This is a genomic window from Nocardia sp. CA-129566, from assembly GCF_050956075.1.
Lineage (GTDB): Bacteria > Actinomycetota > Actinomycetes > Mycobacteriales > Mycobacteriaceae > Nocardia.
The window spans coordinates 4,623,578-4,648,305 of the sequence record NZ_CP192085.1; the positions used below are offsets into that span (position 1 = coordinate 4,623,578).

The window sequence follows — 24,728 nt, forward strand, 5'->3', positions numbered from 1 at the left end:
CGTTGACATTGACGTCAATGTCAAAGCAGACTGTCGGCATGCATGTGGTGGTGGCGAACAGGGGTGAGGTGGCGGTCCGGGTGCTCCGGACGGCCCGCGAGCGGAATTACGCCACCCTGGCGCTGTATACCGGCGACGAGGCGGCGACCCTGCCGGTGCGGCTGGCCGACGATGCGGTCCAACTGCCCGGTAGCGGAGCCGCCGCCTACCTCGATAGCGCCGCCGTGGTCGCGGCCGCCAAGTCCGCGGGTGCGGGTGCGCTGGTGCATCCCGGCTACGGATTCCTCAGCGAGAGCGCCGATTTCGCGGCGGCCTGCGCGGCGGCCGAGCTGGTTTTCGTCGGTCCCTCGCCCGAGGTGCTACGCGTGTTCGGCAATAAACTGTCGGCTCGGGACACCGCGCGGCAGGCGGGGGTTCCGGTACTGCCCGCGACAGCACTCGGCGCGGATCCGGCCGAGATGGCCGCATTCCTCGCCGCCCACCCCGCCGGGGTGATGCTGAAGGCCGTGGCCGGTGGTGGCGGACGCGGCATGCGCGTGGTGCGCACGGCCGATGCGCTCGCCGAAGCACTCGACCGCTGCCGGGCCGAAGCCCACGCCGGCTTCGGTGACGACACCGTCTACGCCGAGGCACTGGCCGCCGACGCACGACATATCGAAGTACAGGTCATCGCGGATGGCGACCGGGCCATGGCTCTCGGCGACCGCGACTGCAGCGTCCAGCGCCGCCACCAGAAACTGATCGAAATCGCCCCGGCCCCGAATCTGCCTGTCGCACTTCGGCAACGACTGCACCACGACGCTGTCCGTATCGCCGAATCGGTCTCCTGCCGCGGCGTGATCACCGTGGAATTCCTTGTCACCGGCGACGACGCGTGGTTCCTCGAGGTCAACCCGCGCCTGCAGGTCGAACACACGGTTACCGAGGCAGTGACCGGCGTTGACCTGGTGGCGGTACAACTCGACCTCGCGCAGGGCGCCGGACTGAATGATCTCGCGCTGGGCAACCTCGGGGCAGCCGTCGCCCACGGCGATGGCATCGCTGCGGCTACAACCGATCCCGCGGGAACTGGGCGAGACGATCACACGGTTGCAGTGGCACACGACCTCGCCAGTGACACAGGGCGGTTCGATCCGGCGAGGACCGGGCGCGCCGATTACCCGACTACAGGGCCGCACGACCTCGCCAGTGACACAAGGCTGTTCGAAGGCGTGGCGGCCGCCACGCGACAGCTCTCGGCCGCCGATGGATCGGACGATCCGACCTCGTATGACGATCAGATCGGACTAGTGGAAACCGCTGAGCCCAGGCAATTTTCTGCTGCGCCCGAGGAAGACGATCGAGCAGGCAGCAGCCGATCCTCGGACGCCGTTCGTGTCGCCGGGAAGGACGCGGGCACTCCCCAGCGCGGCGATCGTGTGCGAACCGATCCTCCCGATGATCTGGCGGATAGCGCTGCGCCGAATGTCGATGGTGCCGTAGGGCGTGCTGGAGTACGCGGATTCGCGGTGCAGGCTCGGATCAATGCTGAGATAATGACGGCGGGTGGGGAGGTTTTCCCGAGTACCGGTGTGTTGACGGAGTTCGCCGCGCCGACCGGGGTCGGAGTTCGGGTGGATACCGCGGCATTCACGGGGATGCGGCAAGGTGCGCAGTTCGATTCGCTGCTGGCGAAAGTCGTCGCGCATGGTCCCACCTATTCGGCTGCGGTGCGACGCTGTTCGGATGCGCTGGCGGAAACGATGATCGCTGGCGTCGATACCAATGCGCGCCTGCTGCGTGCCGTGCTGGATCAGCTCGCCGATGGTGTCATCGCGTCCACGTCGTGGTTCGAGGAGCACATCGGTGAACTCGTCGAGCGGGCGGGCGATTACGAACATGCCGTGGTTCAGGATCAACTGCTCGAGGCGGCGGGAGTGCGCGACCAAACGGCGGCCGAGGCCGTACTGACCGGCGATGAGCAGGGGATGCGGTCGCCGATGGGTGCGACGGTGGTGGGCCTTGCCGAGCAGGGCAGTGTTGTCGCGGCTGGGGCGGAAGTTGCCGTGCTCGAGGCGATGAAGATGCAGCACGTGCTGCGGGCCGAGCGTCCGCTGCGGGTGTTGCGGCATTTCGTGGCCCCGGGCGCAACAGTTGATCCGCATGCGTTGTTGCTGAGCTGGGTCGAGGCCGACCACGATGGTCCCGCTGCGGATATCGAGGCCATCGACCTCGATGCGGTGCGCGCCGATTTGGCGGAGGCTTGGGAGCGGCATCGGATCGGGCTGGATGCGGGTCGTCCGACGGCGGTTGCGAAGAGGCACCGGCTGGGGCGCCGCACGGCCCGGGAGAACATCGACGATCTTGTCGATGCGGACAGCTTCCTCGAATACGGTGCCCTGGCTGTCGCCGCACAGCGACTTCGCCGCAGCCCCGAGGATCTGATCGCCAACACCCCGGCCGACGGACTGATCGGCGGCATCGCCACCATCAACGCGGACCTATTCGGCGCGCAAGCCGCTCGGGCACTGGTGATGTCGTACGACTACACCGTGCTGGCGGGCACCCAGGGCATGCGCAATCACGCCAAGACCGACCGGTTGCTGGAACTGGCGCACGAACAGCGGCTGCCCGTGGTGTTCTTCACCGAGGGCGGGGGCGGGCGACCGGGGGATACCGACTACGCGGGCATCTCCGGCCTCGATGTGACCACCTTCCGGGCAATGGGTGCGCTATCGGGTCGAGTTCCGTTGATAGGCATCGTGTCCGGGCGGTGCTTCGCGGGCAACGCCGCTCTACTCGGTATGTGCGACGTGGTCATCGCGACCCCTGATGCCAATATCGGCATGGGTGGGCCCGCGATGATCGAGGGTGGTGGGCTCGGTGTGTACGCACCCGAGGACATCGGCCCCATCGATGTCCAACGGCGCAACGGGGTTGTCCACATCGTCGCCGCCGACGAGGTCGAGGCGGTCGCCGTTGCGCGCCGCTATTTGTCGTATTTCCAAGGGCCGCTGAAGGATTGGGCGGCACCTGATCCGCGGATCGCCCGCCATGTCGTCCCGGAGAACCGACTGCGCGCCTTCGATATCCGTGAAGTCATCGCAGCGGTCGCCGACGTCGATTCGGTGCTGGAGCTGCGTCGCGACTGGGGCGTCGGTGTCGTCACCGCGCTCGTGCGTGTCGAAGGCCGCCCGTTCGGTCTCATCGCCAACGACTGCCATCACCTCGGCGGCGCGATCGATGCCCCAGCCGCCGACAAACTCAGTGCCTTCCTGCACCTGTGCAACGCCCACAACCTGCCGATCGTATCGCTGTGCGACACACCAGGTTTCATGGTTGGTCCGGAAGCGGAGAAGGAAGCGACCGTCACCAAGTTCAGCAAGCTGTTCATCGACTCCGCCGCACTGACCGTCCCGCTCGGCACCATCATCATCCGCAAGGGTTACGGCCTCGGCGCACAAGCGATGGCAGCGGGCTCATTCCGCGCCCCGCGCTTCGTCATCGCCTGGCCCACCGGCGAAATCGGCGGTATGGGCTTGGAGGGTGCGGTCCGCCTCGGCTTCGCCAAGGAACTCGCCGCCATCGAAGACCCCGCCGAACGCCAGCAAGCCTTCGACAACCTGGTCCAACTCGCCTACGCCAACGGCAAGGCCCTCACCGCCGCCACGGTCCTGGAACTCGACGATGTAATCGACCCCGCCGACACTCGGCGGTGGATCCGCACCCTGCGCTGAACCCGGTAGTCGCGGCCGCAAGAAGAAGGTCACCGAGGCCGACATCGACGCCGGTCCCGCGCGTGGACCTGCCCGTGCTGCTGCTGGAGGTGATGGGCCGCGTGCAGGGGTTCGAGCAGGCGTTCACCTCGGTGGCCGGCGGAACCAGCAAGCTGATCGGCTTCGAGGTCTCGGTGGCGGCGTGCCTGATCTCCGAGTCTCTCAACATCGGGTACGCGCGGGTGACCAAGCCCAGCACCGCCGCGCTCGAGTGCGCTCGGCTGTCACACGTGGACCGGTGCCCGCGAACTCCGTGACGCCGACCGAAGACGACTGACCCGCACGGCGACGACGGCACCGGTCACGCCGCCCTCGCCGACGACCGGGCAAATCCGTGTCCACATCGCCGGTCGGGTGAGACAAGCTCGGTTGAGCCTCGGGCTGAGTGCGTCAGGTCGCGGGGGAGAAGCCGGGTGGTGGGGACGTCTGCCTTAGGCCGTCCATGACCAGTGAAAGCAGCTGGTCGGCTTCGCCTGGCGTCTGTTCGGTGGCCAGGGCGATCGCGTTGGTGAACCTGAGCAGTTGTGAGGTGCCGACGTCAGGACGGACAGCTCCGGATTGTTGGGCCCGAACGAGCAGGGACTTTCCAGCCGCGTGTATCAACTCCTGGCAGGAGGCCGGGGACTCTACTTGCCAGGCCGCGGTGGACATGAGCCAGGCTGCCAGGCCTCGATAGGTGGTGACGTGGACGACGAGGGCCCGTAGCCAGGTGACCAGCGCCTCATCGGGTGACTCGCGGCCGTGCAACTCCTCCGCGTGAGCGCACAGCGTGTGGACTCGGTCGCGGAAGACCGCGTCCAGTAGGGCCTCTCGGCTGGGGAAATGCCGGTACAGCGTAGCGTTGCCGACCCCCGCGCTACGGGCGATGTCGTCCAGGGAGGCATCGGCTCCGTACGCGGCGAAGGCGTCCCTCGCCGCCGCGAGGAGCCGATCGTAGTTGCGGCGCGCATCGGCGCGCATGGGGCGCTGTACCGCTCCAGGCACGCTGGTCTCCGGCTTGGTCACGTAGTCCCTCGGTCGTGGTTGCAAATCGGGGAGTGTCTCCGTATTCTACAAGGACCTAACCGGGGACAGTCCCCGTTTAGTTCCTCGCATCAGCGAGGGCGTCGGATTGAGAGGTGTGGGCCAATGTCCAAGGAGCTGGATGAGTGGCATGACCGCCTGGGCGGATTCGTCAGGCGGCCAACGTTGGAGGAGTACGCAGATAAGTACTCCGACCACTTTGTCATCGAGCGCAACGGCGGGGTCATAGAGCTGCGAATGCACTCCAAGGGGGGTCCCGCCATCTACTCCCTGGGGCTTCACAATGCCTGGGGCCAGGCGTGGCAGGAGATCGGCAACGACCCTCGCAACGAGGTCGTGATCCTGACGGGGACCGGTAACGCGTGGCTGGCCGGCGTCGACCCTGTCTCCTTCGCCCAGCCGTTTCATGAATGGCCCGGCGATATCGCGCACGAACTCTACTACGACGCGATGAAGCTCCTGGAGAACCTTGTCTTCGGAGTCGATGTCCCCACCATCGGGGTGGTCAACGGTCCCGGCTTCCACACCGAGCTCGCCCTGTTCTGTGACATCACACTCGCCGCCGAGGACGCGGTCTTCTCCGACGGGCACTTCGCCGCCGGGCAGGCGCCGGGCGACGGTCTGCAACTGGCCTTCCAATCCTTGCTGGGGCCCAAACGGGCCGCTCATGCCTTGTACACCAGCGAGCGAATCGATGCGCGCAAGGCGCTGGACCTGGGACTGGTCAACGAGGTGCTGCCCACCAATGATCTGCTGCCTCGCGCACGACAGATCGCCCAGACGATGATGGACAGGCCCCGATCCACGCGACGCCTGACCCACGCCATCGTGCAGCGGCCCTTCCGGCGGCGATTGCTGGAGGATCATGGTTTCGGCATGGCCCACGAGCTCTTCGGCGTCTTCACCGACCGACCTGGCAACCGGGGTTAGCAGTGGGCGGCAATGACGGCGGCACCGCCCGGACCGAGGCGACCCTGGACTGGTACGGCTGCGCGACCTTCCGCCTGACCATCGGCGAGCTCGTCGTCTTCCTCGATGCCTACATCGATCGGTTTCCCGGTGCGCCGGGACCCGACGTGCGCACCGACGATATCGACAGAGCCGACTGGATCGTGATCGGCCACTCCCATTTCGATCATTTGTGGGGCGCAGAACGCATTGCCCGGCGCACCGGCGCCACGATCATCGGCAGCCACGAAACCATCCGGATCATGGAACGAGAGGGCGTTTCCGACGACCAACTGCTACCGGTCAGCGGAGGCGAACGCATCCGCCTGTCGGCCGACGTGACCGTCGCGGTCTACCCCAGCTTGCATTCCTCGGTCTGGACCCACCAATTCCCCGCATCCGACCAAGCATGCCTGGGCGATCTGTGGCTCACCTACCAGGAACGCCAGGTCCGTCAGGCCGAACGGCCCCCGGCCACCGGGCTGGCCGGCCTCTCTCCCCAGATGCTCGCCCACTTCCAGCTCAGCAACCAGCACCCGCGCGGCGATGGCGGCGCACTTGTCTACCTGTTCGAAACCAGCCAAGGCAGCCTGCTGTTCCAAGACACCTCCGGACACTGGAGCGGCATCCTGCGCGACCTACACCCCGACGTGGCCATCCTCGCCGCAACCGGCAGGCCCACCCTCGACGGCGAACCGATCCAGGGCAGCATCGCCGACTTCATCGCCCGGCAAGCCCAACTCCTCCATCCCGCACGCGTGATTCTCAGCCACCACGACGACTTCCTGCCCGGCCTCACCATCCCCGCCGACATCGGCCCGATCCGCGCCGCATTGGCCCGGGCAGCACCTCGTACCGAACTGATCGAACTGACCTACACCAGCGGCTACCCGCTGTTCGCCAAATCGTGACAGCAATCCGAACCGGTCGATTGCCGGAATTTGAAAGCGTATAGGTGCATTGTGACTTTTCATCGCGACCCAGCGAGGACCGGCCTGCTACTGGTCGACCCCTACAACGACTTCCTCAGCGAGGGCGGCAAACTGTGGCCGCGGCTAATGGAAGTTGCCGAGGAAGTGCATGCGCTGGACCATCTGCGCACCATCGTGAACACGGCGCGGCGGGTCGGTGTCCAGGTCTTCTTCGTGCCCCATCGCCGCTGGGAACCAGGCGACTACGCGGATTGGAAGTTCCCGACCCCCACACAGGTGGCTTCTGCCGAGCTCGAGACCTTCGCCAATGGCACCTGGGGTGGTGCCTTCCACGACGATTTCCAAGTCCAGCCGGGCGACGTCGTAATCAAGGAGCACTGGGCGCAGAGCGGTTTCGCCAATACGGATCTCGACCACCAACTCAGGCAGCGTGGGATCGACCACGTCGTGACCGTCGGTATGCTCGCCAACACCTGCATCGAGTCCACCTCGCGTTCTGCGACGGAGCTGGGCTACCACACGACCCTGGTCAGGGATGCGACCGCCGCCCTCAGCCGTGAGGGGATGCGCACCGCCCACGAGATCAACGGACCCACCTTCGCACACGCGATCGTTACCACCGACGAACTCGTCACCGCCTGAAGAGTCCCCGGGGCCGACCGGGTGCCCTGTTTGCCGTACTCGATTGTCAGCAGCGGCACCGCCTCCGCTTTCGCGGCCGACCACCTCAGTCGTAGACCGGCATCGACCGCAATTGCGAAACGGGGATTGTCCCCGTATCGTAGCCGACGGTTACACGGGGACAATCCCCGGTTGCTGGCCAGTGTAGGTGAACAGGGCTATTCGAGGAGGATGCGATGTCGGACATCGTGTTGGTTACCGGAGCTACGGGCACCCAGGGAGGCGCAACGGCTCGCGCGCTGCTCGCGGCGGGTTGGCGGGTGCGTGCGCTGGTACGCGACCCCGACACGGCGAGTGCTCGGGTGCTGGCCGAGGCGGGTGCGGAACTGGTGCGCGGCGATATGGGCGACCGAACCACGCTGGATACCGCGGCGGCGGGTGTTCACGGCGTGTTCAGTGTGCAACCGACCGCGGGGTACCCAGGCACGCCGCCCGGCTTCACCGTCGACGACGAACTGAGGCTGGGTCGCAATGTCGCGGACGCGGCCGCGGCAGCGGGTGTCGCCCACTTCGTCTACGCCTCGGTTGGCGCCGCGGACGCCGATCACGGCATTCGACGCTGGCAGAGCAAGGCGACATTGGAGAGATACTCCGCGCGACTGGACCTACCGACCACCATGCTGCGCCCGGTGCGCTTCATGGAAAACCAGCTCGACCCCCGCTTCGGCTTCCGCGACGGAGTCCTCGCCGACGTCATCCACCCGGACGTACCCGTACAGCTGATCGCCGGCGCCGACATCGGCGCCTTCGCCGCGCTCGCCTTCGCCCACCCCGATGAATACATCGGCGTCGCCGTGGAACTCGCGGGCGACCAGCTGACCATGACCGAGATAGCGGCAGCCATGAGCCGGTCCCTCGGGCAGTCGATCCGATACCGTGCGATCCCACGAGAAGCGTTGTCGGACAAGGACCCCGACGCCATGGCCGGCTACCGTTTCGCCAACCAGAGCGGCGGTTGGAACGCCGATATCGCGACACTGCGGCAACGCCACCCCGAACTACTGGATTTCACCACCTGGCTGCAGCGCGAAGGAATACGGCAATACTCCGCACACACCGCCTGACCCGTCGAACATCGGGGAAGACCTCGGCGGACGATGAATCGGGCCAGTGGACAAGGGAATTCGGCACTGAATGATTGCCGATGGTGGCTCGAGCGGCCCGATCGGCCTCGTTGTACGGAATCGAGACCGGAACGGGCGCTCGAGACGCCGCCTACCCGAGCGCCTTGTTCACGGCATCGACAAGGTTGCGGGCGCGTAGATCCGGTGCGCCTTCGATGATGTAGTTGGTGACATAGGCGAAGGCGATGCCGGTGTCCGGGTCGGCGAAGCCGAGGGATCCGCCGCGGCCGGGGTGGCCGAAGGAGTTGGGGCCGCCGAGGGCGAAACCCGCAGTGGGAAGCATGTATCCGCTGGCATAGCGGTCCTCGAGCATCATGACTCGGTCGATGCCGCTGGCCTGTTCGCGCGTTGCCGCAGCGAGGGTTTCGGGGGTGAACAGGCGGGCGCCGTCGACCTCGCCGATAGTCGCGGCGTAGAGCCGGGCGAGACCGCGCGCGGTGCCGATGCCATTGCTGGACGGAATCTCCGCGGCGTGCACCGCCGGATCGTTGAAATCGATATCGGCCGGATCGGTGACCTCGAAAGCGCGATTGACCAGCGCCTCCGGATCGCGCATCGCGGCGACCATCGGCCGCAGCTCCGCTGGAACGAATTCCTCCGGCACCGACGCCACATCGACCTTGGGCGCGAACACAAGTCGACTGACGCGGTGCTGTTCGGCCGCGGGCAAACCGATGAAGAAGTCGATACCGAGCGGACCGGCGATCTCCTCGGCCAGAATCCGCCCGACGGTACGCCCGGCCGCCCGCTGGATCACCTCACCGACGAGCCACGCGAACGTCCGTCCGTGGTACCCGTGCGCGGTACCGGGTGGCCAGTTCGGCGTCTGCGCAGCCAGCGCGTCCACCATCGGCCCCCAGGCCAGCGCATCCGCCAGCGGCACCGCCTTGTCCAGCGCCGCCAGCCCCGCCTGATGGCTCAGCAGCCAGCGCACCGGAATGTCGCCCTTGCCCGCCGCCGCGAATTCCGGCCAGTACCGCGCGACCGGCGCGTCCAGCTCGAGCTCGCCCCGCTGCGCCAGCAGGTGCGCGACGGTCGCGGTGACCCCTTTGGTCGCCGAATACACCAGCTGCAGCGTGTCGCGCTCCCACGGCCGTTCACCCTCCGGATCGGCCAGCCCACCCCACAGATCCACCACCGGCTCACCGTCTCGATACACGGTCACCGCCGCACCGACATCCCCCTGCTCGGCGAAATTCGCCGCGAACACCTCACGCACCGCCTCGAACCCGGACGCGACAAAACCATCGATCACCATGTCCCCCAGCATGTCACGGGTGCACACCGCCCGCCGTCCGAGCTCGCCAACTCTGCCACTCGCAGTCGCTGTCCATCAGCCCACCGCCGCTTCGACGTCCCTGACGAATAGTCCAGCGACCAAGGGAGCACCGATGTCATACCAACAAAGCGATAAGACCCGCGCACTGCTCGGCTGCGCAATCGCGGTCGGCCCGCTGTTCGTGCTGGTTGTGCTGCTGCAGGCGGGAACGCGCAGGGGATTCGATCTCGGCCGCCATCCGATCAGTCTGCTGAGTCTCGGCTCACTCGGCTGGATCCAGATCGCGAACTTCGTTGTCTCGGGTGCAGTGTTCGCGGCAAGTGCGGTGGGACTGCGGCAGGAGTTGCGAAATACCTGGGGCGGCGCCGTGATTCCGTTTGCGGTGGCCGCGCTCGGCGTCGGTTCGATCATTGCCGGGGTTTTCGTCACCGATCCGGGCGCGGGCTTCCCGCCGGGCGCGCCGGATGGTGCACCGGAGCGGATGAGCTGGCACGGCCTGCTGCACGAGGTGGGGTTTGTGGTGGCACAGCTCGGGTGGCTGGTCTTCGTCATCGCCATGATCCGGCGATCTACCGCGAAGTGGCCCTGGATCACGGCGCTGGTGGCCGTGCTCGCACTGGTCGCGTGGCCGTCGCTGGACGGATTCAGCGTGCGACTGCTGCTTGCGACCGCCATCGAATTCGGCGCGGTCGCCATGCTCGCGCGGCGATTGCTGCGCTCGGCGGCGGCCATGTCCGAGAATGGTCAGCGGCTGCGACGTATCTGACGAACGGTGCCACCGGGGTGCCGCCACAGCGGAGGAGTTGTCATGAAGTACATGATCCTGAGCTACGGCTCGCAGCAGGACTACGACGGCATGGTCGGCAGGCAGACCGGCAAACCGGCGTGGAGCGCCGAGGAGTTCGCGGCGATGGCGGAGTTCATGGGCAATCTCAATAAGAAGTTGGAGGAATCCGGCGAACTGGTCGAGACGCGCGGTCTGGCCCAGCCGGTGCACACCCGTCGGATCACCACCAAGAACGGTGCGCCGTTCGTGACCGACGGGCCCTACGCCGAGACGCAGGAGGTGCTGGCCGGATACTGGATCGTCGAATGCGAGAACTTCGATCGCGCCACCGAAATCGCGGCCGAACTCAGCAAATGCCCGGCCCCGGCGCATATCGCCGAGACGGCCTACGCCGATGTCCGGCCGATCCAGGAGTGGGCACCCGAATTCGATTGAGCCCCTTCGATGTCGGATGCCCTGGTGGAGGATCTGCTGCGGATTTCCGCGCCGCAGGTCCTCGCCGCACTGGTGCGGCGATACGGACATTTCGCCACCGCGGAGGACGCGGTGCAGGAGGGTCTGCTCGCCGCCGCCACCCAATGGCCGGTCGATGGCATACCGGACGATCCGCGTGCCTGGCTGATCACGGTATCCGCGCGCCGCCTGACCGATCTGCTCCGCAATGAGCAGGCTCGACGCCGCCGCGAGGACACCGTGGCCCGCTGGGCGCTCCCCGAGGACTGGCTGACCCCGCCCGCCGACCGCGATCCGACCGACGCCGATGACACTCTCGTCCTGCTGTTCATGTGCTGCCACCCGTCGCTCACACCCGCCTCGCAGGTGGCACTGACCCTGCGCGCGGTCGGTGGCCTGACCACCGCCGAGATCGCCCGCGCCTTCCTGGTGCCGGAGGCGACCATGACCAAACGCATCGGCCGCGCCAAGAAGACGATCAAGGACAGCGGTGTCGGTTTCGCCCCGCCCGCCAGCGCTGAGCGCGACGCGCGCTTGGCCGCCGTGCTGCATGTGCTGTATCTGATCTTCACCGAGGGCTATGCCAGCACCTCGGGACCGAACCTGCACCGCGTCGAACTCTGCGCCGAGGCGATCCGCCTGACCCGTCTACTGCACCGACTGCTACCCGATGACGCCGAGGTCACCGGCCTGCTCGCGTTGATGCTGCTCACCGACGCGCGCCGACCAGCCCGCACCGGACACAACGGCGAACTCGTTCCGATGGAAGACCAGAACCGCGCACTCTGGAATACCGACGCGATCACCGAGGGCATCGCGCTGATCACCGATGCCCTGCCCCGTGGTGTGCCGGGTCCGTACCAACTCCAAGCGGCCATCGCCGCACTGCACGATGAGGCAGCGACCTACGCAGCCACCGACTGGCCGCAGATCATGCTGCTGTACGAACGCCTGCTCGCACTGGTGGACAACCCGATCATCGCCCTCAACCACGCGGTAGCCGTCGCGATGGCCCGCGGCCCGCACCTCGGGTTGAAACTCGTCGACGACCTGGCTGCCGAGGGCAAACTGGTCGGGGATCACCGCCTGTCCGCGGTCCGCGCGCATCTGTTGGAATCGCTGGGGGATCGGACCGCCGCCCGCGCGGCGTATCTGCTTGCCGCGCAGCAGACCATGAGCCTGCCGCAGCAGCGCTACCTGCACGCACGCGCGGCCCGCCGCGCACCTGACGAACGGGCGAGTAACGATGCAGTGATGCTGATCGTGGTGGACGCCGCGAATGTCGTCGGCTCGCGGCCCGATGGTTGGTGGCGCGACCGCGCCGGTGCGGCCCGGCGCTTACTCGTGCGGCTGCGCACACTGGAGCACCCGGCCGAGGTGGTCGTCGTGTTGGAGGGTGCCGCGAAGGCCGCGGCGTCGGAGGAGTTCGAAGGTCTGCGTGTGGTACTCGCGCCGGGTTCGGGGGATGACGCGATAGTCGAGGTCGTCGCGGCAGCGGTCGAGCAGGACAGCGCCCGGCCGATCACCGTCGTGACCGCCGACCGCGGACTCCGTGCTCGACTCGAACCGTTCGGCGCCGAATCCGTCGGCCCGCGCTGGCTGCTCGAACGCATCGAGCCCTAGTCGGTCGCGACTGGTAGACAGGGAGGACCGTCGCCGAATCCGGAGGTCAGCCGTGCCCGACCAGCTCGAAGATCTGCCCTATGCGCGTTTTCTGAAGCCGCTGGACGGGGCGCTCGAGCCCGAAGGTGACTACGACTGTGTACACGTCACCGGTGCCGATCTGGAGGACGTCGAAGCGGGCAACGGACGCTTCAACGAAACCGTCTTCACCTCGCTCGCGATCAATCGCGGCAGCCTGCGCTTCGCCCGGTTCACCGACGTCTGGCAGCGCAATGTGCGCTGGGTCGGCACCGACCTGTCCGATACCTCCTGGCAGGACGTCGAACTGATCGCCGGTGCGCTGTCCGGTGTCGATGCGGGCGGTGCGAACTTGCGTCGGGTGCGGTTCGAGGGTTGCAAATTCGACTCGGTGAACTTCCGCAGAGCCAGACTGCGCGAGGTGCAATTCGTCGATTGCGTCCTGCGGCACACCGATTTCGGTGAAGCCGAACTGACCAAGCTGAGCTTCCCCGGCACCACCGTCGAGGGCATGCTGATCAACCGCGCCCGACTGCAACAGGTCGACCTGCGCGGCGCCGCGCACCTCGATATCGCCGAGGGCTTGGACGCGCTGCGCGGCGCGACCATCACCCCGCTCCAATTGCTCGATCTGGCACCCGAATTCGCCCGATCGATCGGCATTGCCGTCCGCGACTAGTGCTGCTTGCGGTGCGGCACGAACTCCAAGGTGAGCAGTGCCGCGGCCGCCAGCAGTACCTCGCGCCAGCGGATCAGCACGAACCGTTGATCCGACATCGAACGGAACTTGCGCAGGAACCGGTACAGCGACTCCAGCCGGATCAGCGGATCACCCAGATGCGCGAGCACATAGATCAGCTTCTCGGTCCGTGACCGCTCCTTCTCGGCGAACAGCTCGGGAAACGGCGCGAACGCCAATGAGATCCGCTCGATCCCCTGTGCACGGGCGTGGTCGAGGAGATCGATGATCATCCGCTCGTCCAGTCCGTTCGGGGCGTCCTTGCGCCGCCACGGCACATCCAGGCTGAGCTCGCGCCCGCGCCCGGAAACGCCATAGCGCTGGAACCCCGCGACGCGCCCGTCCGCATCCCTGGCGAGCACCAGCAGCATGCCCGGATTCCGACCGTCGAGCAGGTGGTCGAGGATCATCGAGAAGCCGCGATTCTGCCGACCGGTCTTCCACGAATCGACAATGTCGAGCAGTTCGGCCCGCAGCGGTTCGGTCAGGTCGGCCTCGCTGATCACCTGGGTGGTCACGCCGAAATTGCGGGTGCGACTCACGGCCTGGCGCAGGTTGCGGAAGGTCCGCCCGACCATCGCGAACGTGCCCACATCGATGACCACATCGCGTCCGACCGGTATCGCGCGCAACCCACGATGCTCGATCGCCCGATGCCGCCACAGCTGCGTCAGATCGGGACTGGCGCCGAGCACCGCGATCCGCCATCCGTGATTCGCCGCGAACTCGGAAAAATCCGAGAGCAGTCCAGGGAAAGCATCCCGATCACCGATCGGATCCCCGGCGACGACCGCGATACCGAAGCGGGCCCGATAGCCGATCGCCGCCGTCGAATTCGCGTTGAAGTAATAGGACTTCGACGAATGCAGCGCGAATGGGGCGAGCGGATCGCGCGCGGTCCGTCCGACCAGCTCGGCGACGCGGTACAACTGCTCGGGCTGTGGCCGACTCGCCTGCGGCAGCATCAGAATGAATCCGGTCGCGGCCAGGAAGACGAACCCGAAGCCGGGATGTGAGGCGCGGTAGGCGGCATTGGCGGCCGCGAGGACGAAGACCGCGATGGTGAAATGCGGCAGGGTGATCGGGCGGCGCAGATGCAGCCCGCGGACCACGAAGAGTCCGGCGATGGAGACGGCGATGAACCAGCCGTGGTCCTGTCCGGGCGTAGCGCGACCGGCCTCGTAGACCAGTACAACGCTCATCAGCAGCAGTGCGATGGAAATAATCGGCCGCGCCGCAGGTGTGGTGGTGATCGAGGCATCGCGGTACACCGCCAGTGTCGAACTGCGCGCTGTTGTTTCCCGTCCTTCAGCCACGTCGGTACGCCCCTAGGCTGATCGACGCGCTGCGTCTGAACAGGTTCCCCATGTGGTCCTCCCGATGATCCTGTACACGTAACTGTATGCGGAACATGGGATGAGGGCTCGAACATTCCTGGCGCATCCGGATCACCGGGCGGCGATGGCGTTCGCTCGGCTAGCGCATCGGGCCGTCGGGCGGGAGGAGTTGTTGCGCCGTGACCCGATGGACGCTGCCGTGAAGCACGGATCACGACCGGATCTCGGGTGGCCCAGCCACCGCGAATGCTCCGTCCACTACCATCACGACCGGTCCGACAGCGCCGACGACGAGGCGATCAGTGGACATGGGACCTACTTCGGCGGTGAGCCTGCGCACCATCGATAGCCAACAGCTATCGTTCAGTCGGTCACGCATCAATCACGTTTTACGATCCGGCGCTGGCGGGCGGGGAAAGTTCGTCTGAGACGGTGGTCAGGATCTATAGACAACAGTGTTCATAATTGTCTATCGTCGATCCATGACGAAGTTCGACGGCAAGAGCTGCCTGATCACCGGCGCGGCCAGCGGGCTGGGACGCAGTACGGCGCTGGCGGCGGCCGCCAAGGGGGCGTCGGTGATCCTGACCGATATCGATGACATCGGCTTGCAGCGTACTGCCGACGATGTGCGCGCGACCGGCGGCGTCGTGCATCTCGCCGAGCGTGCCGATGTCAGCGATTACGACGCGGTGGTCGCCTTTGCCGCGAAGGCGCATGCCGAGGTCGACAGCGTCGACATCGTGATGAATGTGGCGGGCATTGCCACCTGGGGCACGGTCGATCGGCTCACACACAAACAGTGGCGGCGCACTATCGATATCGATCTGATGGGGCCCATCCATGTGATCGAGGAGTTCGTGCCGCCGATGATCGAGGCCGGTCGCGGCGGGCATCTGGTGAATGTGGCCTCCGCCGCCGGACTTTTCGGGCTGCCTTGGCATGCGCCCTACAGTGCGGGCAAATTCGGCTTGCGCGGCGTTTCGGAGGTGCTGCGCTTCGATCTGCGCCAGCACCGCATCGGCGTCAGCCTGGTCTGCCCCGGTGCGATGGCGACACCGATGGTGGACAGCGCGGATATCGCGGGCGTCGACCGGCAAGCGGCGGCGGTGCAGAAGGGCGTCGCATTGTTCATGCGGCACGCGGTTACTCCCGAGCAGGCCGCCCGATCGGTGGTGCGCGGGGTCGAGCGCAATCGGTACATGGTCTTCACCTCGCCCGATATCCGCGTCGGCTATCTCGCACAGCGCTACTTCCCGCCGTCCTACAACCTCGCCATGCGCGGGCTGAACTGGGCGATGAGCCGCTATATCGAGAAGGAACCCGTGTCGAACCAGGTCTGACGAACAGGAACCACCCATAGCCGAGCCGCAGCCCGCGATCGAAGCCGGGCTCTTCCTATATATCCATCAGCGCGATTGGTAGTCGATGGGCGGACTCGGGTCCGTGCTCGGGCGCGGCCTGCAGTTCGGGCGCGGCGGCCGCCAGCAATGCGTCGCGGTCACGGTTCAACGGCGGATAGATACGCCGGGTGTTGATGGTGCGCTTGGTCTCTTTGGCCTCCTCGCCGCACGCGACCACGTGGCGATCCCAGCCCTCGGTATACACCGCGCCTGCCGGTCCCAGATCGAGAACCGTTACATACCAAGGGATCCGCAACGGCTTCATGGGCTTGCCGAGAAGATCGCCGATGACGTTGTATCCCGCCCACCGGCCCATCGGGCGGCTGTGCTGGCAGGACATCACCGACATATGCTCGTCGTCCATTCTTGCGGCCGCGACGTCACCGGCGGCGAATACTCCGGGCACACCGCAGACCCGCAGATAATCGTCGACGGGCAGTCGACCCAGCCGGTCACGGTCGACCCCGAAGTCTGCGGTCAGCGGGTTGGCCCGCATGCCGGCACACCAGACGACGGTGGCGGCGGTCAGCACTTCACCCGAGGAGAGCGTCACGCGGCACTCATCGATGCCGACGACCCCGACGCCCAACTTGGTCTCGATCCCGATGTTGGCCAGCGCCGCCTCGATGACCGGTCGCGCCGATGCGCCCATGTCCGAGCCGACGAACGGGTTGCGGTCGATCAGGATGACCCGCGGTGCGACGGCGCGCGCGGCAAAGGCGTCGGCGAGCATTGCGGGCAGCTCGGTCGCCGCTTCGATCCCGGTCAAACCTGCCCCGACGACGACCACTGTCGCGGCCGCCGGGTCGGCGGGGCCTTCGGCAAGCCGGCGCAGGTGGGCTTGCAGTCTGGTCGCTGCGTCATGGGTATCGATGTCGAAACCGAACTCCCGCAGGCCAGGAATATCGGGCTTGACCACCTGGCTGCCCACCGCGAGCACCAGCCGGTCGTAGCCGTGAGTGCCCGCGGTGGATTCCACGACCCGCGCCAGCGGGTCGATCGCCGTCACTTCGCCGATGATGTGCTTGATTCCAACTGGATCGAGAAGGGCGCTGAGCGGGATGCGGGATGTGCTCAGATCGGTCTCATAGTCGCGCACGCGGATGTCGTGGTACGGCGTGGAACTGATCATCGTGACATCGACGGTTCCGACCGCCACACCGAGTTCGTCGAGCCGCCGGGCCGCCGCGAGCGCCGCCCACAGACCCGCAAACCCGGACCCGAGAACCACCACACGCGAAGGATCGGTCACTGCAGCGCGGTGCACAGGGGTCATTTTAATACTGCGGTCGAACATCCTGATCGTTGATGCTGCTGGTCGGAGCGCTGGTAGTGGGGCGCCGTCGACGACCCGGCCGCGGCCGGGTCGTCGACCCGGTCAGCGTCGTCATCAACCCGCAAGCCGCGCCGCCGCGGCCCAGGACTCGGAAGATCGGGCTTCGCCCGACCATCACCTCTAGCTCAGCGTCTTCAGTGTCGCCGCGTCGTACGGCTTCAGCTCGTCGATCCGCCCCCCTAGGACCTTGGACGCCCACTCCGGGTCCTGGAGCAGGGCGCGGCCGACGGCGACCAGGTCGAACTCGTCGCGCTCCAGGCGATCGAGGAGGTTGTCGAGGCTGCCGAGCTCGGCGCCCTCGCCCGTGAACGCACGGATGAAGTCGCCGTCGAGGCCGACCGAACCGACGGTGATGGTGGGCCTGCCGGTGAGCTTCTTGGTCCAGCCGGCCAGGTTCAGGTCCGAGCCGTCGAACTCTGGGAGCCAGTAGCGGCGGGTCGAGGCGTGGAAGGCGTCGACGCCGGCCGCGGCCAGCGGGGCCAGGATCGCCTCCAGCTCCTGCGGGGTCTCGGCGAGCCGCGCGTCGTAGGCGTCCTGCTTCCACTGCGAGTAGCGGAAGATCACCGGGAAGCCCGGCGAGACGGCCGCCCGCACCGCGGCCACGATCTCGGCCGCGAACGTTGTACGAGCCACGGAGTCGCCGCCGTAGGCATCGGTACGGCGGTTCGTCCGCGCCCACAGGAACTGGTCGAGGAGATAGCCGTGGGCACCGTGCAGTTCGACGCCGTCGAAGCCGATGCGCTCGGCGGCCGCGGCGGCCTCGGCAAAGGCGCCGATGACGTCGTCCAGGTCACGCTGGACCATCGCCTTGCCGGTGCCCTCGGTGCCGTCGACGCGGATACCGGAGGGCCCGACGGCGGGGGCGTCGGCGTAGGGCGCGTCGCCCTGCTTGCGCACCATGCCGATGTGCCACAGCTGCGGCACGATCGTGCCGCCCGCCGCGTGCACGGCCTCGGCGACCTTCGCCCACCCCGCCAACTGCTCCTCACCGTGGAACCGCGGCACACGATCACTCTGCCCGGCCGACTCGTGGCCGACGTAGGTCCCCTCGGTGACGATCAGGCCCACACCCGCGGCGGCGCGGCGGGCGTAGTACGACCGCACGTCGTCACCGGGTACACCGCCAGGGGAGAACATGCGCGTCATCGGCGCCATCACGATGCGGTTCGGGACGGTCAGGCCGTTCAGCGCGACGGGCCGGGACAGGATCTCGGCCGCGCGGGAGGCGGGGGACGCGGTGACGGTCACAGAGGACGCTCCTCGTAGCTACTCGACAACGTTGATGCTTGAGAACTTCAAGCAATGCGGACACCGTAGAGGTAGATATTTGAGATAGTCAAGTTTCAGCGGATAGGGTGGCTCTCATGACAGAAGCTCCCCGCGTCGACACGGCCCAGCTCATGGAGCTGCTCTCGGTGTCGCTGGGCGCCTACTACGGCGACTTCACAGTCGCGGCGGCGAGTGAGAACCTCACAGCGAGCCAGGGCAAGGCGCTGACCGTGCTGCGCCGGGGACCCGCCGCGATGAGCGCCCTGGCCGAGACCATGGTCTGCGACGCCTCCAACGTGACCGGGATCATCAACCGGCTGGAGAAGCGCGGCCTCGTGCGCCGCGAGACCAGCGCATCCGACCGGCGCGTCAAGAATCTCGTCCTCACGGCCGAGGGCGAGCGTGTCACCGACGCGATCCGCGCGAAGATGCGCGCCACGCAAGATGGTCTGAACAGGCTCAGCGACCAGGACCGGGACTGCCTGTACGTCCTGCTGGAACGGGTTTTCGTCTCCCGGCGCGCCGTCTGACCGGGGTGACCCGCGACGGTCACCGGACCCGTCACGCCGGACGCCGCCAGGCCGTTCACAACTTCGCCCGACCAAGACCTCTAGACCATCCGAATCATTCGGTCGGACGGATCATTTGCAGGATGCGAAGTGCTGGACGTAGAGACCTGCCTGGTCCGGTGCCGTGCCGGGTTGAGCAAAGCCGTAGACCACGCCGGGGCCCACGAGGGTGGCGTCTCTATTGAGGATGTTGTCCCGGTGGCGGTCGCTGTGCATCCATTTGTCGACGACGACCCGGGCAGTGGATTGATTGCCGGTGCCCCACGCGGTGTTTTCGGTCCAGAACACCAAAGTCTTACCGGGAGCGCAGGGTTGGGCGGCACCGATGCGCTTGCCGATCTGGATCGGGGCCTCCTGTTCGTCGTCGGCGGAGGTGCGGGGGGACTCGGGGTGGATGTGCCACTTCACGGTTTCCGCACGGGAGGATCCGGTCCACCAGTTCAGGCGATCCGCCTCGGCACCGTACTTTTCGGCGGAATCGACGAGTTGCATATTCCATTCGAGTTCGGGCAGACCGCGCTGGGTGCGTTCGAAGTTCGTCAGGCACAGGACCGCCTTCTCGATTTCGTGGCGATAGGCGAGGTCGGGGAACAGAACGCGCAGGCGGTTGCGCGATCCCGAGTTGTCGGTCGGCGCCTTGTCCGGCGGGAGTACCGGATCGTCGGCGTGCGCGCAGTTGGCGGTCGGTGCCGCGGCTGCGGGGGCCGGGTGTGTCACGGGCAGGGCTGCGATCGTCAGGCCCGCGATGGTGGCCAGCACGGCTGCGGCGGGGCGGCGCATCGGGTGTGTTGTCGGGGTCATACCCATGAGATTCGTGGCTTCGGCCAATGAAACTCCAACGGCGAACCAATGAAGTCGGAAAACAGCGGCGCGGAGTGCTAAGCTCCGAAAACTACGACAGCTCAGCGTAATCGGGTGAGGGAGAATGCTGAGACCATTGTTGCCGGATGATCCGACGGCTATCGGTCCCTTCGTGTTACACGGACGTCTCGGCGCGGGCGGAATGGGCGTCGTTTTTCAGGGGTTCGGACCGGACGGCAGCGTTGTCGCGATAAAGATGCCGCATGTGGAATTGGCGCGGGATCCGGAATTCCGGGCCAGATTCCGGCAGGAGGTCACCGCCGCCCAGCGTGTGCACGGGCGGCGCATCGCGGAGGTGGTGGCCGCCGATATCCATGCCGAGCGCCCCTGGCTGGCGAATTCCTTCGTATCGGGGGAATCGATGGCACAGGCGATTCGGGAGCACGGCGCGATGTCGCCCGCACAACTCTACGATTTCGCCAGCGGCCTCGCCGAAGCGCTCGACTGCATACACGGTGCGGAGGTCATCCATCGGGACCTGAAGCCGGACAACATAATTCTGTCCTGGGACGGGCCGCGGGTCATCGATTTCGGTATCGCCCGAATCACCGACGCCACCCGCCTCACCGAGCCGGGCCGCATTATCGGAACACTGGCCTGGATGCCGCCGGAAATGCTCGGCAATCGCGAGGTCGGCCCGCCCGCCGACATCTTCGCCTGGGGCGCGTTGGTCGCCTTCGCGGCAACCGGTCGGCCACCATTTCGAGCCGACACCCAGGCGGCGGTGATAGCACGGATAATTCGGGACGATCCCGATCTGGCCGGTGTGCCCGGTCGCTATCGGCGCATGGTCGTTGCTGCCATGGACAAGGATCCCGACGCCAGACCGACGGCCCCCGAGCTGGTGAATTTCCTTGCGGCACAAGCCAGAGACGAGCAGAGCGGGCGGCGAAAGACGGTGGTCGCGCCCTCGGGCGGCGAGGTCGGGGTGTCCGAGTCGGCTGAAGTCACGCTTGTCGAGCCGGACCGTGCTGCGATGCCCGAGTCGGATGGCCCGGCCTCCTCCGTGCCCGAGGACATCGCCTTCTCGGAGACCGATGAGGTCATGGTCGCCTCCGACGATCCGCATCTGCTGTCCGCCGACCCGCAACCCCGTCGCAATACCTTGCCATCGACCCCTCCGGTGTCGCGCAACGATATCCTCACCCCGCAGCGCCAGCCCGTCGGCGCGACGGAGCCGCCGACACCGGCCACCGCGTCCGATCCGTTCGGCCGCACCTGGGTTGTCGTGGCAATTATTGTGTTGTCGCTGTTCGGATACGGATTATTGTTCGGCCCCATCGCGATCGTGCGCGGTATCCGCGAACGGGTCTATGCGCGACGGGCATTCGTCGCCCCGCCATTGTCGGCCGCGCGGTGGCTGCGGTTCGGCTGGATTTCCCTCGCCATATCGATAGTCGTGATCGCGGTGGCACTCACGGCCAGATGATTCGTTCGGACCGGATCGCCGATATCAGTTATGCGATTCGGTCTCCTGGTCGAAGGTGATACTCGTCAGCTCACCCGGCAGATACCGCTCACCGCGATTCACCACGAAGAATTGACATCCGGCCGACATTCGACCGGTAGCGGGTTGAACATTCGGGGCGCCGGGGCTCGGAAAGATCTGTGCGTTCGCACCTTTCGGGCTCCGCGGCCGGTAGGTCACCGGCAACTCCGAACCTTGTTGCGGACCGAATTCCAGGGACGCGATTCCGCTGAGCCAGATGATTTCTCCGGTGCTCAATGTGAATCCCGCGCCGTCGGTGGTGCAGTACCGCAGCGAATTCGGATCGAAGGTGACCTGTCGGTTGGTGCGCAGGGTGATGGTCCCGCTGGGAATCCGTCCCGCCCGTACCGTAGCCGGACGCGGTGCGTGCGGCTCCTGCGGCCGGTTCTCGACGGCGTTCCGCACGGATGAGGAGCATCCTGCGGCGCCGAAACTCACCAGGGCCGCGACGATGAGCGACAGGCCGCGTCGTGATGTCATACCAGCTCCTACTTCAGTGCCAGCAGCTGTCGCCGCAGTACGCGAATGGTCGATGCGATGGCGACGACTGCGATGAGGACCAGCACCGCCGCGGCCGTCTCGACATGTCGCAGATCATGGGTCCAGATCAAATCTTTGAACGGATTCGTCGCGGGATCGGCCACCGTGAGGCCGACATCGGACCCCAACCCGGCCGATGCCCAGCGTGACGGCGCGGCATAGGCGAACATCCGCAGCACCTCACCGGGCCCACCCTCGAACGGTGGCGCGAGCCCGGTCATCACCACCTGCAATGCCAGCACACCCATGAGCACGAAAACCGCCTGCCGCAACGATTTCGAACAAGCCGACACCAGCAGGCCGAGTGCCATCGCGGCCAGCGGCAGCGTGATCGCGAAGAGCAGCAGACCGTAGGGCTGGGGCAGCACCGGATCCGCGGGCCCGGACTTGACGCGCAGGTATCCGATCATCGATGCCACGCCCAGCAGGACCGCGAGTGGAGTGCAGGTGATCGCGCGCGCCAGCACCACCGAGGCCGCCGAAATACCCCAGCGCGCTTCGCGTTCGATGACGACGCGATCGTCGACGATGGCAGCGAAGGACTGCGCCATCGAGAAGAAGGTGAGACAGACGATCAAGGCGATCATGACCGAACTCATCGCGCGCGGATCACCGCCGAGGCCGTCGTCGGAAGCGGCCGCGGCGAGCAATGTGGTCAAGCCGATACCCGCCGCCGAACCCAACGCGAGAGTGCGGAATCCATTGCGCTGCCGGGCCCATTCCCGTCCGATGAGGCGCGGCAGATGCCGGTGCACCGATCCCCGCATCGGCGCGGCCACCGCCCGGTCGGCCGGTTGTGGAGTCGATGGTGTCGACGGCTGCCCGGCCTGCCGGTCGGCGCGCAACCGATCCATCACCTCGGCATAGCTGTCGACCTCGAAGGCGCCGAGCAATTCCGGGGGCGATCCGAAGAATCCGAGCCGCCCGCGCCCGGTCACCGCGAGCACCTTGTCGGCGCAATCGACATTGACCATCGAATGCGTGACAACGATTACCGCACAACCGGTTTCGGCAACCACGCGCAACCGCTGCATCATCGCGCGGTCCAAGCCCTCGTCGAGTCCGGAGGTCGGTTCGTCGAGCACGAGCAGCTGTGGATCGCTGAGCAGTTCCATCGCGGTCGAGACACGCTTGCGCTGACCGCCGGACAGTGTGTCGATCCGCTTGTGCACCTCACCGCCCAGCTCCATCTCGGCGATCACGGTGTCGACCCGCGCTGCGCGCTCGGACCGGCTGGTATCGCTGGCCGTGCGCAGACCCGCCACCCACAGCAGGGCATCGCGCACCGCGAGGTCGCCGTACATGGCGGGCTGCTGCGGCACGAAGGAAACCAGATGGCTGGCCTGCATACGGGAGGCGACCAGGTCGACCCGGCCCAGCCGCAACGATCCGGCGGCGAGCGCGACCTCGCCGAGCAGCCCCGCACACATGGTGGACTTCCCGGCGCCGGAGGGGCCGATAACGGCCAAAACCTCACCGCGCGCCAGTTCGAAAGTCAGGTCGCGCAAGGTGGGTTCGGTGCGCCCCTGGTAGCGCAGACTGACCCCGTCGAACCGCAACAGCGGCTCGCGCGCGATCACGGCGACGGGGACCAACCTGAGCTGCGCGGGGCCCGATACCTCAAAAGTGTGGTGCGCCAGCATGAATTGCTCGCCCACTCGCAGCCGGGCGTGCAATACCGGTTTGCCGTCGACGAACGGTCGCGCGTTGGTGGCGAGTCCGCGCACTTCGACAGCGCGCCCGGTCCAGCGCACCGTCGCATGCCGATGCGCCAAATCCAAACCGGACAAGGCCATTTCGGCGGTCCCACCCTCGCGTCCGATCACCAGCGGGCTATCGCTCGGCACAGACCAGGTTCCGGGCGGGGTGGACGGTGGGACTTGTTGTCCCGGTGCGGGATGGGGTTGCGGGGGAGTGCTGTGGGCCGACGATGCGTGTACGGGCTCATCGATGATCGTCGGGTCGGCTACGGCACGCGCTTTCGGACGCGCAGCCGACGGCGGAGTCGACTGTGCGCGGGTACGTCGTGGCGGGGTCTGCCTCGGCGCTGCGCCCGGTGTCCGTCCAGGCATCGCCGGATCGACCTGCCAAGGGACATGTCCGGCGTCCGCCGCCGGTGGGCCAGCAGCGGGCGGGGTCGGCCGCTGTCGCGGCGGGGTTCGGGACGCGCGGGGGTCGACCGTTGGATCCGGTCCACGACCCGACGCACCGACAACTGTTGGCGGCGTGACGCTTCCATTGTGGTCCGCACTCGCGACGACAATGCGGAACGTCCGCCCGCGCACCGCGATACGGAGTTCGTGCGCGCCCGAATCCTCGACCGCCGTCCAAGCACTCGTCGCGATCGGCACATTGTCGAGGGTCGCCTCGATCACCGGATCGACAGCGCGGATAGCCCACCCTTTGACGTACCGGAAGCGAAGCCATTGTCCGGCCGGGCCGTTGTCACTGATCGAGATATCGGCGCCGGGGCCGCAGCCGAGGGAATGAGTGCGTCCGGCGATCCGGTGGCGGGTCGCTCCGATAGTGAGCAGGAGTGCGGGTTCGGGTACCGGCATCGGT

The 24,728-nt window shown here is 66.8% G+C and carries 21 protein-coding genes; 13 read left to right on the plus strand and 8 right to left on the minus strand.

Annotation, left to right across the window (positions count from 1 at the left end; translation table 11 throughout):
- Positions 1 to 17 precede the first annotated feature (17 nt).
- Both ACQP0C_RS19865 and ACQP0C_RS19870 read left to right on the plus strand, forming a co-directional pair.
- Positions 18 to 3,716: a carboxyl transferase domain-containing protein gene (locus ACQP0C_RS19865; RefSeq protein WP_433734367.1), complete on the plus strand. Its 3,699-nt coding sequence runs from the start codon at positions 18 to 20 to the stop codon at positions 3,714 to 3,716.
- Positions 3,717 to 3,778: 62 nt separating this feature from the next.
- Positions 3,779 to 4,012: a Tn3 family transposase gene (locus ACQP0C_RS19870; RefSeq protein ID WP_433734368.1), complete on the plus strand. Its 234-nt coding sequence runs from the start codon at positions 3,779 to 3,781 to the stop codon at positions 4,010 to 4,012.
- Positions 4,013 to 4,145: 133 nt separating this feature from the next.
- Here the strand turns inward: ACQP0C_RS19870 and ACQP0C_RS19875 are convergent, their stop codons facing one another.
- A complete protein-coding gene (locus tag ACQP0C_RS19875; RefSeq protein ID WP_433734369.1) occupies positions 4,146 to 4,760 on the minus strand; it encodes a TetR/AcrR family transcriptional regulator in 615 nt (204 codons plus the stop codon).
- Between the two features lie 123 nt (positions 4,761 to 4,883).
- Between ACQP0C_RS19875 and ACQP0C_RS19880 the strand changes: the two genes are divergently transcribed.
- The 4 genes from ACQP0C_RS19880 to ACQP0C_RS19895 all read left to right on the plus strand — a co-directional run bounded on the left by ACQP0C_RS19880 (position 4,884) and on the right by ACQP0C_RS19895 (position 8,403).
- Positions 4,884 to 5,708 carry an enoyl-CoA hydratase/isomerase family protein gene (locus ACQP0C_RS19880; RefSeq protein WP_433734370.1) on the plus strand — a complete coding sequence of 275 codons (825 nt, stop codon included), beginning with the start codon at positions 4,884 to 4,886 and terminating at the stop codon, positions 5,706 to 5,708.
- A 2-nt stretch (positions 5,709 to 5,710) separates the two neighbouring features.
- Entirely contained in the window at positions 5,711 to 6,637 is a 927-nt protein-coding gene (locus ACQP0C_RS19885) for an MBL fold metallo-hydrolase (RefSeq protein WP_433734371.1), read from the plus strand.
- A 51-nt stretch (positions 6,638 to 6,688) separates the two neighbouring features.
- Positions 6,689 to 7,300, plus strand: a complete 612-nt coding sequence (locus tag ACQP0C_RS19890) for an isochorismatase family cysteine hydrolase (protein WP_433734372.1) — start codon at positions 6,689 to 6,691, stop codon at positions 7,298 to 7,300.
- 215 nt (positions 7,301 to 7,515) lie between these two features.
- Positions 7,516 to 8,403 carry an NmrA/HSCARG family protein gene (locus tag ACQP0C_RS19895; RefSeq protein WP_433734373.1) on the plus strand — a complete coding sequence of 296 codons (888 nt, stop codon included), beginning with the start codon at positions 7,516 to 7,518 and terminating at the stop codon, positions 8,401 to 8,403.
- 151 nt (positions 8,404 to 8,554) lie between these two features.
- Here the strand turns inward: ACQP0C_RS19895 and ACQP0C_RS19900 are convergent, their stop codons facing one another.
- On the minus strand, positions 8,555 to 9,721 hold the full coding sequence (locus tag ACQP0C_RS19900; protein ID WP_433734374.1) for a serine hydrolase domain-containing protein: 1,167 nt from the start codon (positions 9,719 to 9,721) through the stop codon (positions 8,555 to 8,557).
- 133 nt (positions 9,722 to 9,854) lie between these two features.
- Here ACQP0C_RS19900 and ACQP0C_RS19905 point away from each other — a divergent pair, with 133 nt between their 5' ends.
- The 4 genes from ACQP0C_RS19905 to ACQP0C_RS19920 are packed head-to-tail and all read left to right on the plus strand — an operon-like array spanning position 9,855 to position 13,302.
- The gene (locus ACQP0C_RS19905; protein ID WP_433734375.1) at positions 9,855 to 10,508 is read left to right on the plus strand and encodes a DUF998 domain-containing protein; all 654 of its coding nucleotides are present in this window, start codon (positions 9,855 to 9,857) and stop codon (positions 10,506 to 10,508) included.
- 42 nt (positions 10,509 to 10,550) lie between these two features.
- Positions 10,551 to 10,964, plus strand: a complete 414-nt coding sequence (locus ACQP0C_RS19910; RefSeq protein ID WP_433734376.1) for a YciI family protein — start codon at positions 10,551 to 10,553, stop codon at positions 10,962 to 10,964.
- Positions 10,965 to 10,973: 9 nt separating this feature from the next.
- Complete coding sequence (locus ACQP0C_RS19915) at positions 10,974 to 12,605, plus strand: RNA polymerase sigma factor (RefSeq protein ID WP_433734377.1); 1,632 nt, start codon at positions 10,974 to 10,976, stop codon at positions 12,603 to 12,605.
- Positions 12,606 to 12,657: 52 nt separating this feature from the next.
- Positions 12,658 to 13,302 carry a pentapeptide repeat-containing protein gene (locus ACQP0C_RS19920; RefSeq protein ID WP_433734378.1) on the plus strand — a complete coding sequence of 215 codons (645 nt, stop codon included), beginning with the start codon at positions 12,658 to 12,660 and terminating at the stop codon, positions 13,300 to 13,302.
- Here ACQP0C_RS19920 and ACQP0C_RS19925 read toward each other — a convergent pair.
- A complete protein-coding gene (locus ACQP0C_RS19925) occupies positions 13,299 to 14,678 on the minus strand; it encodes a bifunctional lysylphosphatidylglycerol flippase/synthetase MprF (RefSeq protein WP_433734379.1) in 1,380 nt (459 codons plus the stop codon). The two genes, ACQP0C_RS19920 and ACQP0C_RS19925, sit on opposite strands and share 4 nt — an antisense overlap.
- A 503-nt stretch (positions 14,679 to 15,181) precedes the next feature.
- Here ACQP0C_RS19925 and ACQP0C_RS19930 point away from each other — a divergent pair.
- On the plus strand, positions 15,182 to 16,042 hold the full coding sequence (locus ACQP0C_RS19930) for an SDR family oxidoreductase (RefSeq protein WP_433734380.1): 861 nt from the start codon (positions 15,182 to 15,184) through the stop codon (positions 16,040 to 16,042).
- 55 nt (positions 16,043 to 16,097) lie between these two features.
- Here ACQP0C_RS19930 and ACQP0C_RS19935 read toward each other — a convergent pair whose 3' ends face one another.
- Both ACQP0C_RS19935 and ACQP0C_RS19940 read right to left on the minus strand, forming a co-directional pair.
- Positions 16,098 to 17,354, minus strand: a complete 1,257-nt coding sequence (locus ACQP0C_RS19935) for an NAD(P)/FAD-dependent oxidoreductase (protein WP_433734381.1) — start codon at positions 17,352 to 17,354, stop codon at positions 16,098 to 16,100.
- 204 nt (positions 17,355 to 17,558) lie between these two features.
- Positions 17,559 to 18,686: an NADH:flavin oxidoreductase gene (locus ACQP0C_RS19940; protein WP_433734382.1), complete on the minus strand. Its 1,128-nt coding sequence runs from the start codon at positions 18,684 to 18,686 to the stop codon at positions 17,559 to 17,561.
- A 116-nt stretch (positions 18,687 to 18,802) separates the two neighbouring features.
- On the opposite strand from ACQP0C_RS19940, the gene ACQP0C_RS19945 reads away from it, so the two are divergent.
- Positions 18,803 to 19,237 (plus strand): MarR family winged helix-turn-helix transcriptional regulator, encoded by a 435-nt coding sequence (locus ACQP0C_RS19945; protein ID WP_433734383.1) that lies wholly within the window; start codon positions 18,803 to 18,805, stop codon positions 19,235 to 19,237.
- Positions 19,238 to 19,348: 111 nt separating this feature from the next.
- Here the strand turns inward: ACQP0C_RS19945 and ACQP0C_RS19950 are convergent, their stop codons facing one another.
- Complete coding sequence (locus ACQP0C_RS19950; protein WP_433734384.1) at positions 19,349 to 20,104, minus strand: CAP domain-containing protein; 756 nt, start codon at positions 20,102 to 20,104, stop codon at positions 19,349 to 19,351.
- Between the two features lie 97 nt (positions 20,105 to 20,201).
- Here ACQP0C_RS19950 and ACQP0C_RS19955 point away from each other — a divergent pair, with 97 nt between their 5' ends.
- A complete protein-coding gene (locus ACQP0C_RS19955) occupies positions 20,202 to 21,566 on the plus strand; it encodes a protein kinase domain-containing protein (RefSeq protein ID WP_433734385.1) in 1,365 nt (454 codons plus the stop codon).
- 24 nt (positions 21,567 to 21,590) lie between these two features.
- Here the strand turns inward: ACQP0C_RS19955 and ACQP0C_RS19960 are convergent, their stop codons facing one another.
- Both ACQP0C_RS19960 and ACQP0C_RS19965 read right to left on the minus strand, forming a co-directional pair.
- Positions 21,591 to 22,106 (minus strand): hypothetical protein, encoded by a 516-nt coding sequence (locus ACQP0C_RS19960; RefSeq protein WP_433734386.1) that lies wholly within the window; start codon positions 22,104 to 22,106, stop codon positions 21,591 to 21,593.
- 8 nt (positions 22,107 to 22,114) lie between these two features.
- Positions 22,115 to 24,724: an ATP-binding cassette domain-containing protein gene (locus ACQP0C_RS19965; RefSeq protein WP_433734387.1), complete on the minus strand. Its 2,610-nt coding sequence runs from the start codon at positions 24,722 to 24,724 to the stop codon at positions 22,115 to 22,117.
- Positions 24,725 to 24,728 lie beyond the last annotated feature (4 nt).

Bases quoted from the DNA above. Each gene is read 5' to 3' on its own strand.
- ACQP0C_RS19865 (WP_433734367.1), top strand. From the start codon at position 18: ATGTCAAAGCAGACTGTCGGCATGCATGTGGTGGTGGCGAACAGGGGT.
- ACQP0C_RS19880 (WP_433734370.1), top strand. From the start codon at position 4,884: ATGTCCAAGGAGCTGGATGAGTGGCATGACCGCCTGGGCGGATTCGTC.
- ACQP0C_RS19895 (WP_433734373.1), top strand. From the start codon at position 7,516: ATGTCGGACATCGTGTTGGTTACCGGAGCTACGGGCACCCAGGGAGGC.
- ACQP0C_RS19900 (WP_433734374.1), bottom strand. From the start codon at position 9,721: ATGGTGATCGATGGTTTTGTCGCGTCCGGGTTCGAGGCGGTGCGTGAG.
- ACQP0C_RS19905 (WP_433734375.1), top strand. From the start codon at position 9,855: ATGTCATACCAACAAAGCGATAAGACCCGCGCACTGCTCGGCTGCGCA.
- ACQP0C_RS19910 (WP_433734376.1), top strand. From the start codon at position 10,551: ATGAAGTACATGATCCTGAGCTACGGCTCGCAGCAGGACTACGACGGC.
- ACQP0C_RS19915 (WP_433734377.1), top strand. From the start codon at position 10,974: ATGTCGGATGCCCTGGTGGAGGATCTGCTGCGGATTTCCGCGCCGCAG.
- ACQP0C_RS19930 (WP_433734380.1), top strand. From the start codon at position 15,182: ATGACGAAGTTCGACGGCAAGAGCTGCCTGATCACCGGCGCGGCCAGC.
- ACQP0C_RS19945 (WP_433734383.1), top strand. From the start codon at position 18,803: ATGACAGAAGCTCCCCGCGTCGACACGGCCCAGCTCATGGAGCTGCTC.
- ACQP0C_RS19955 (WP_433734385.1), top strand. From the start codon at position 20,202: ATGCTGAGACCATTGTTGCCGGATGATCCGACGGCTATCGGTCCCTTC.
- ACQP0C_RS19960 (WP_433734386.1), bottom strand. From the start codon at position 22,106: ATGACATCACGACGCGGCCTGTCGCTCATCGTCGCGGCCCTGGTGAGT.
- ACQP0C_RS19965 (WP_433734387.1), bottom strand. From the start codon at position 24,724: ATGCCGGTACCCGAACCCGCACTCCTGCTCACTATCGGAGCGACCCGC.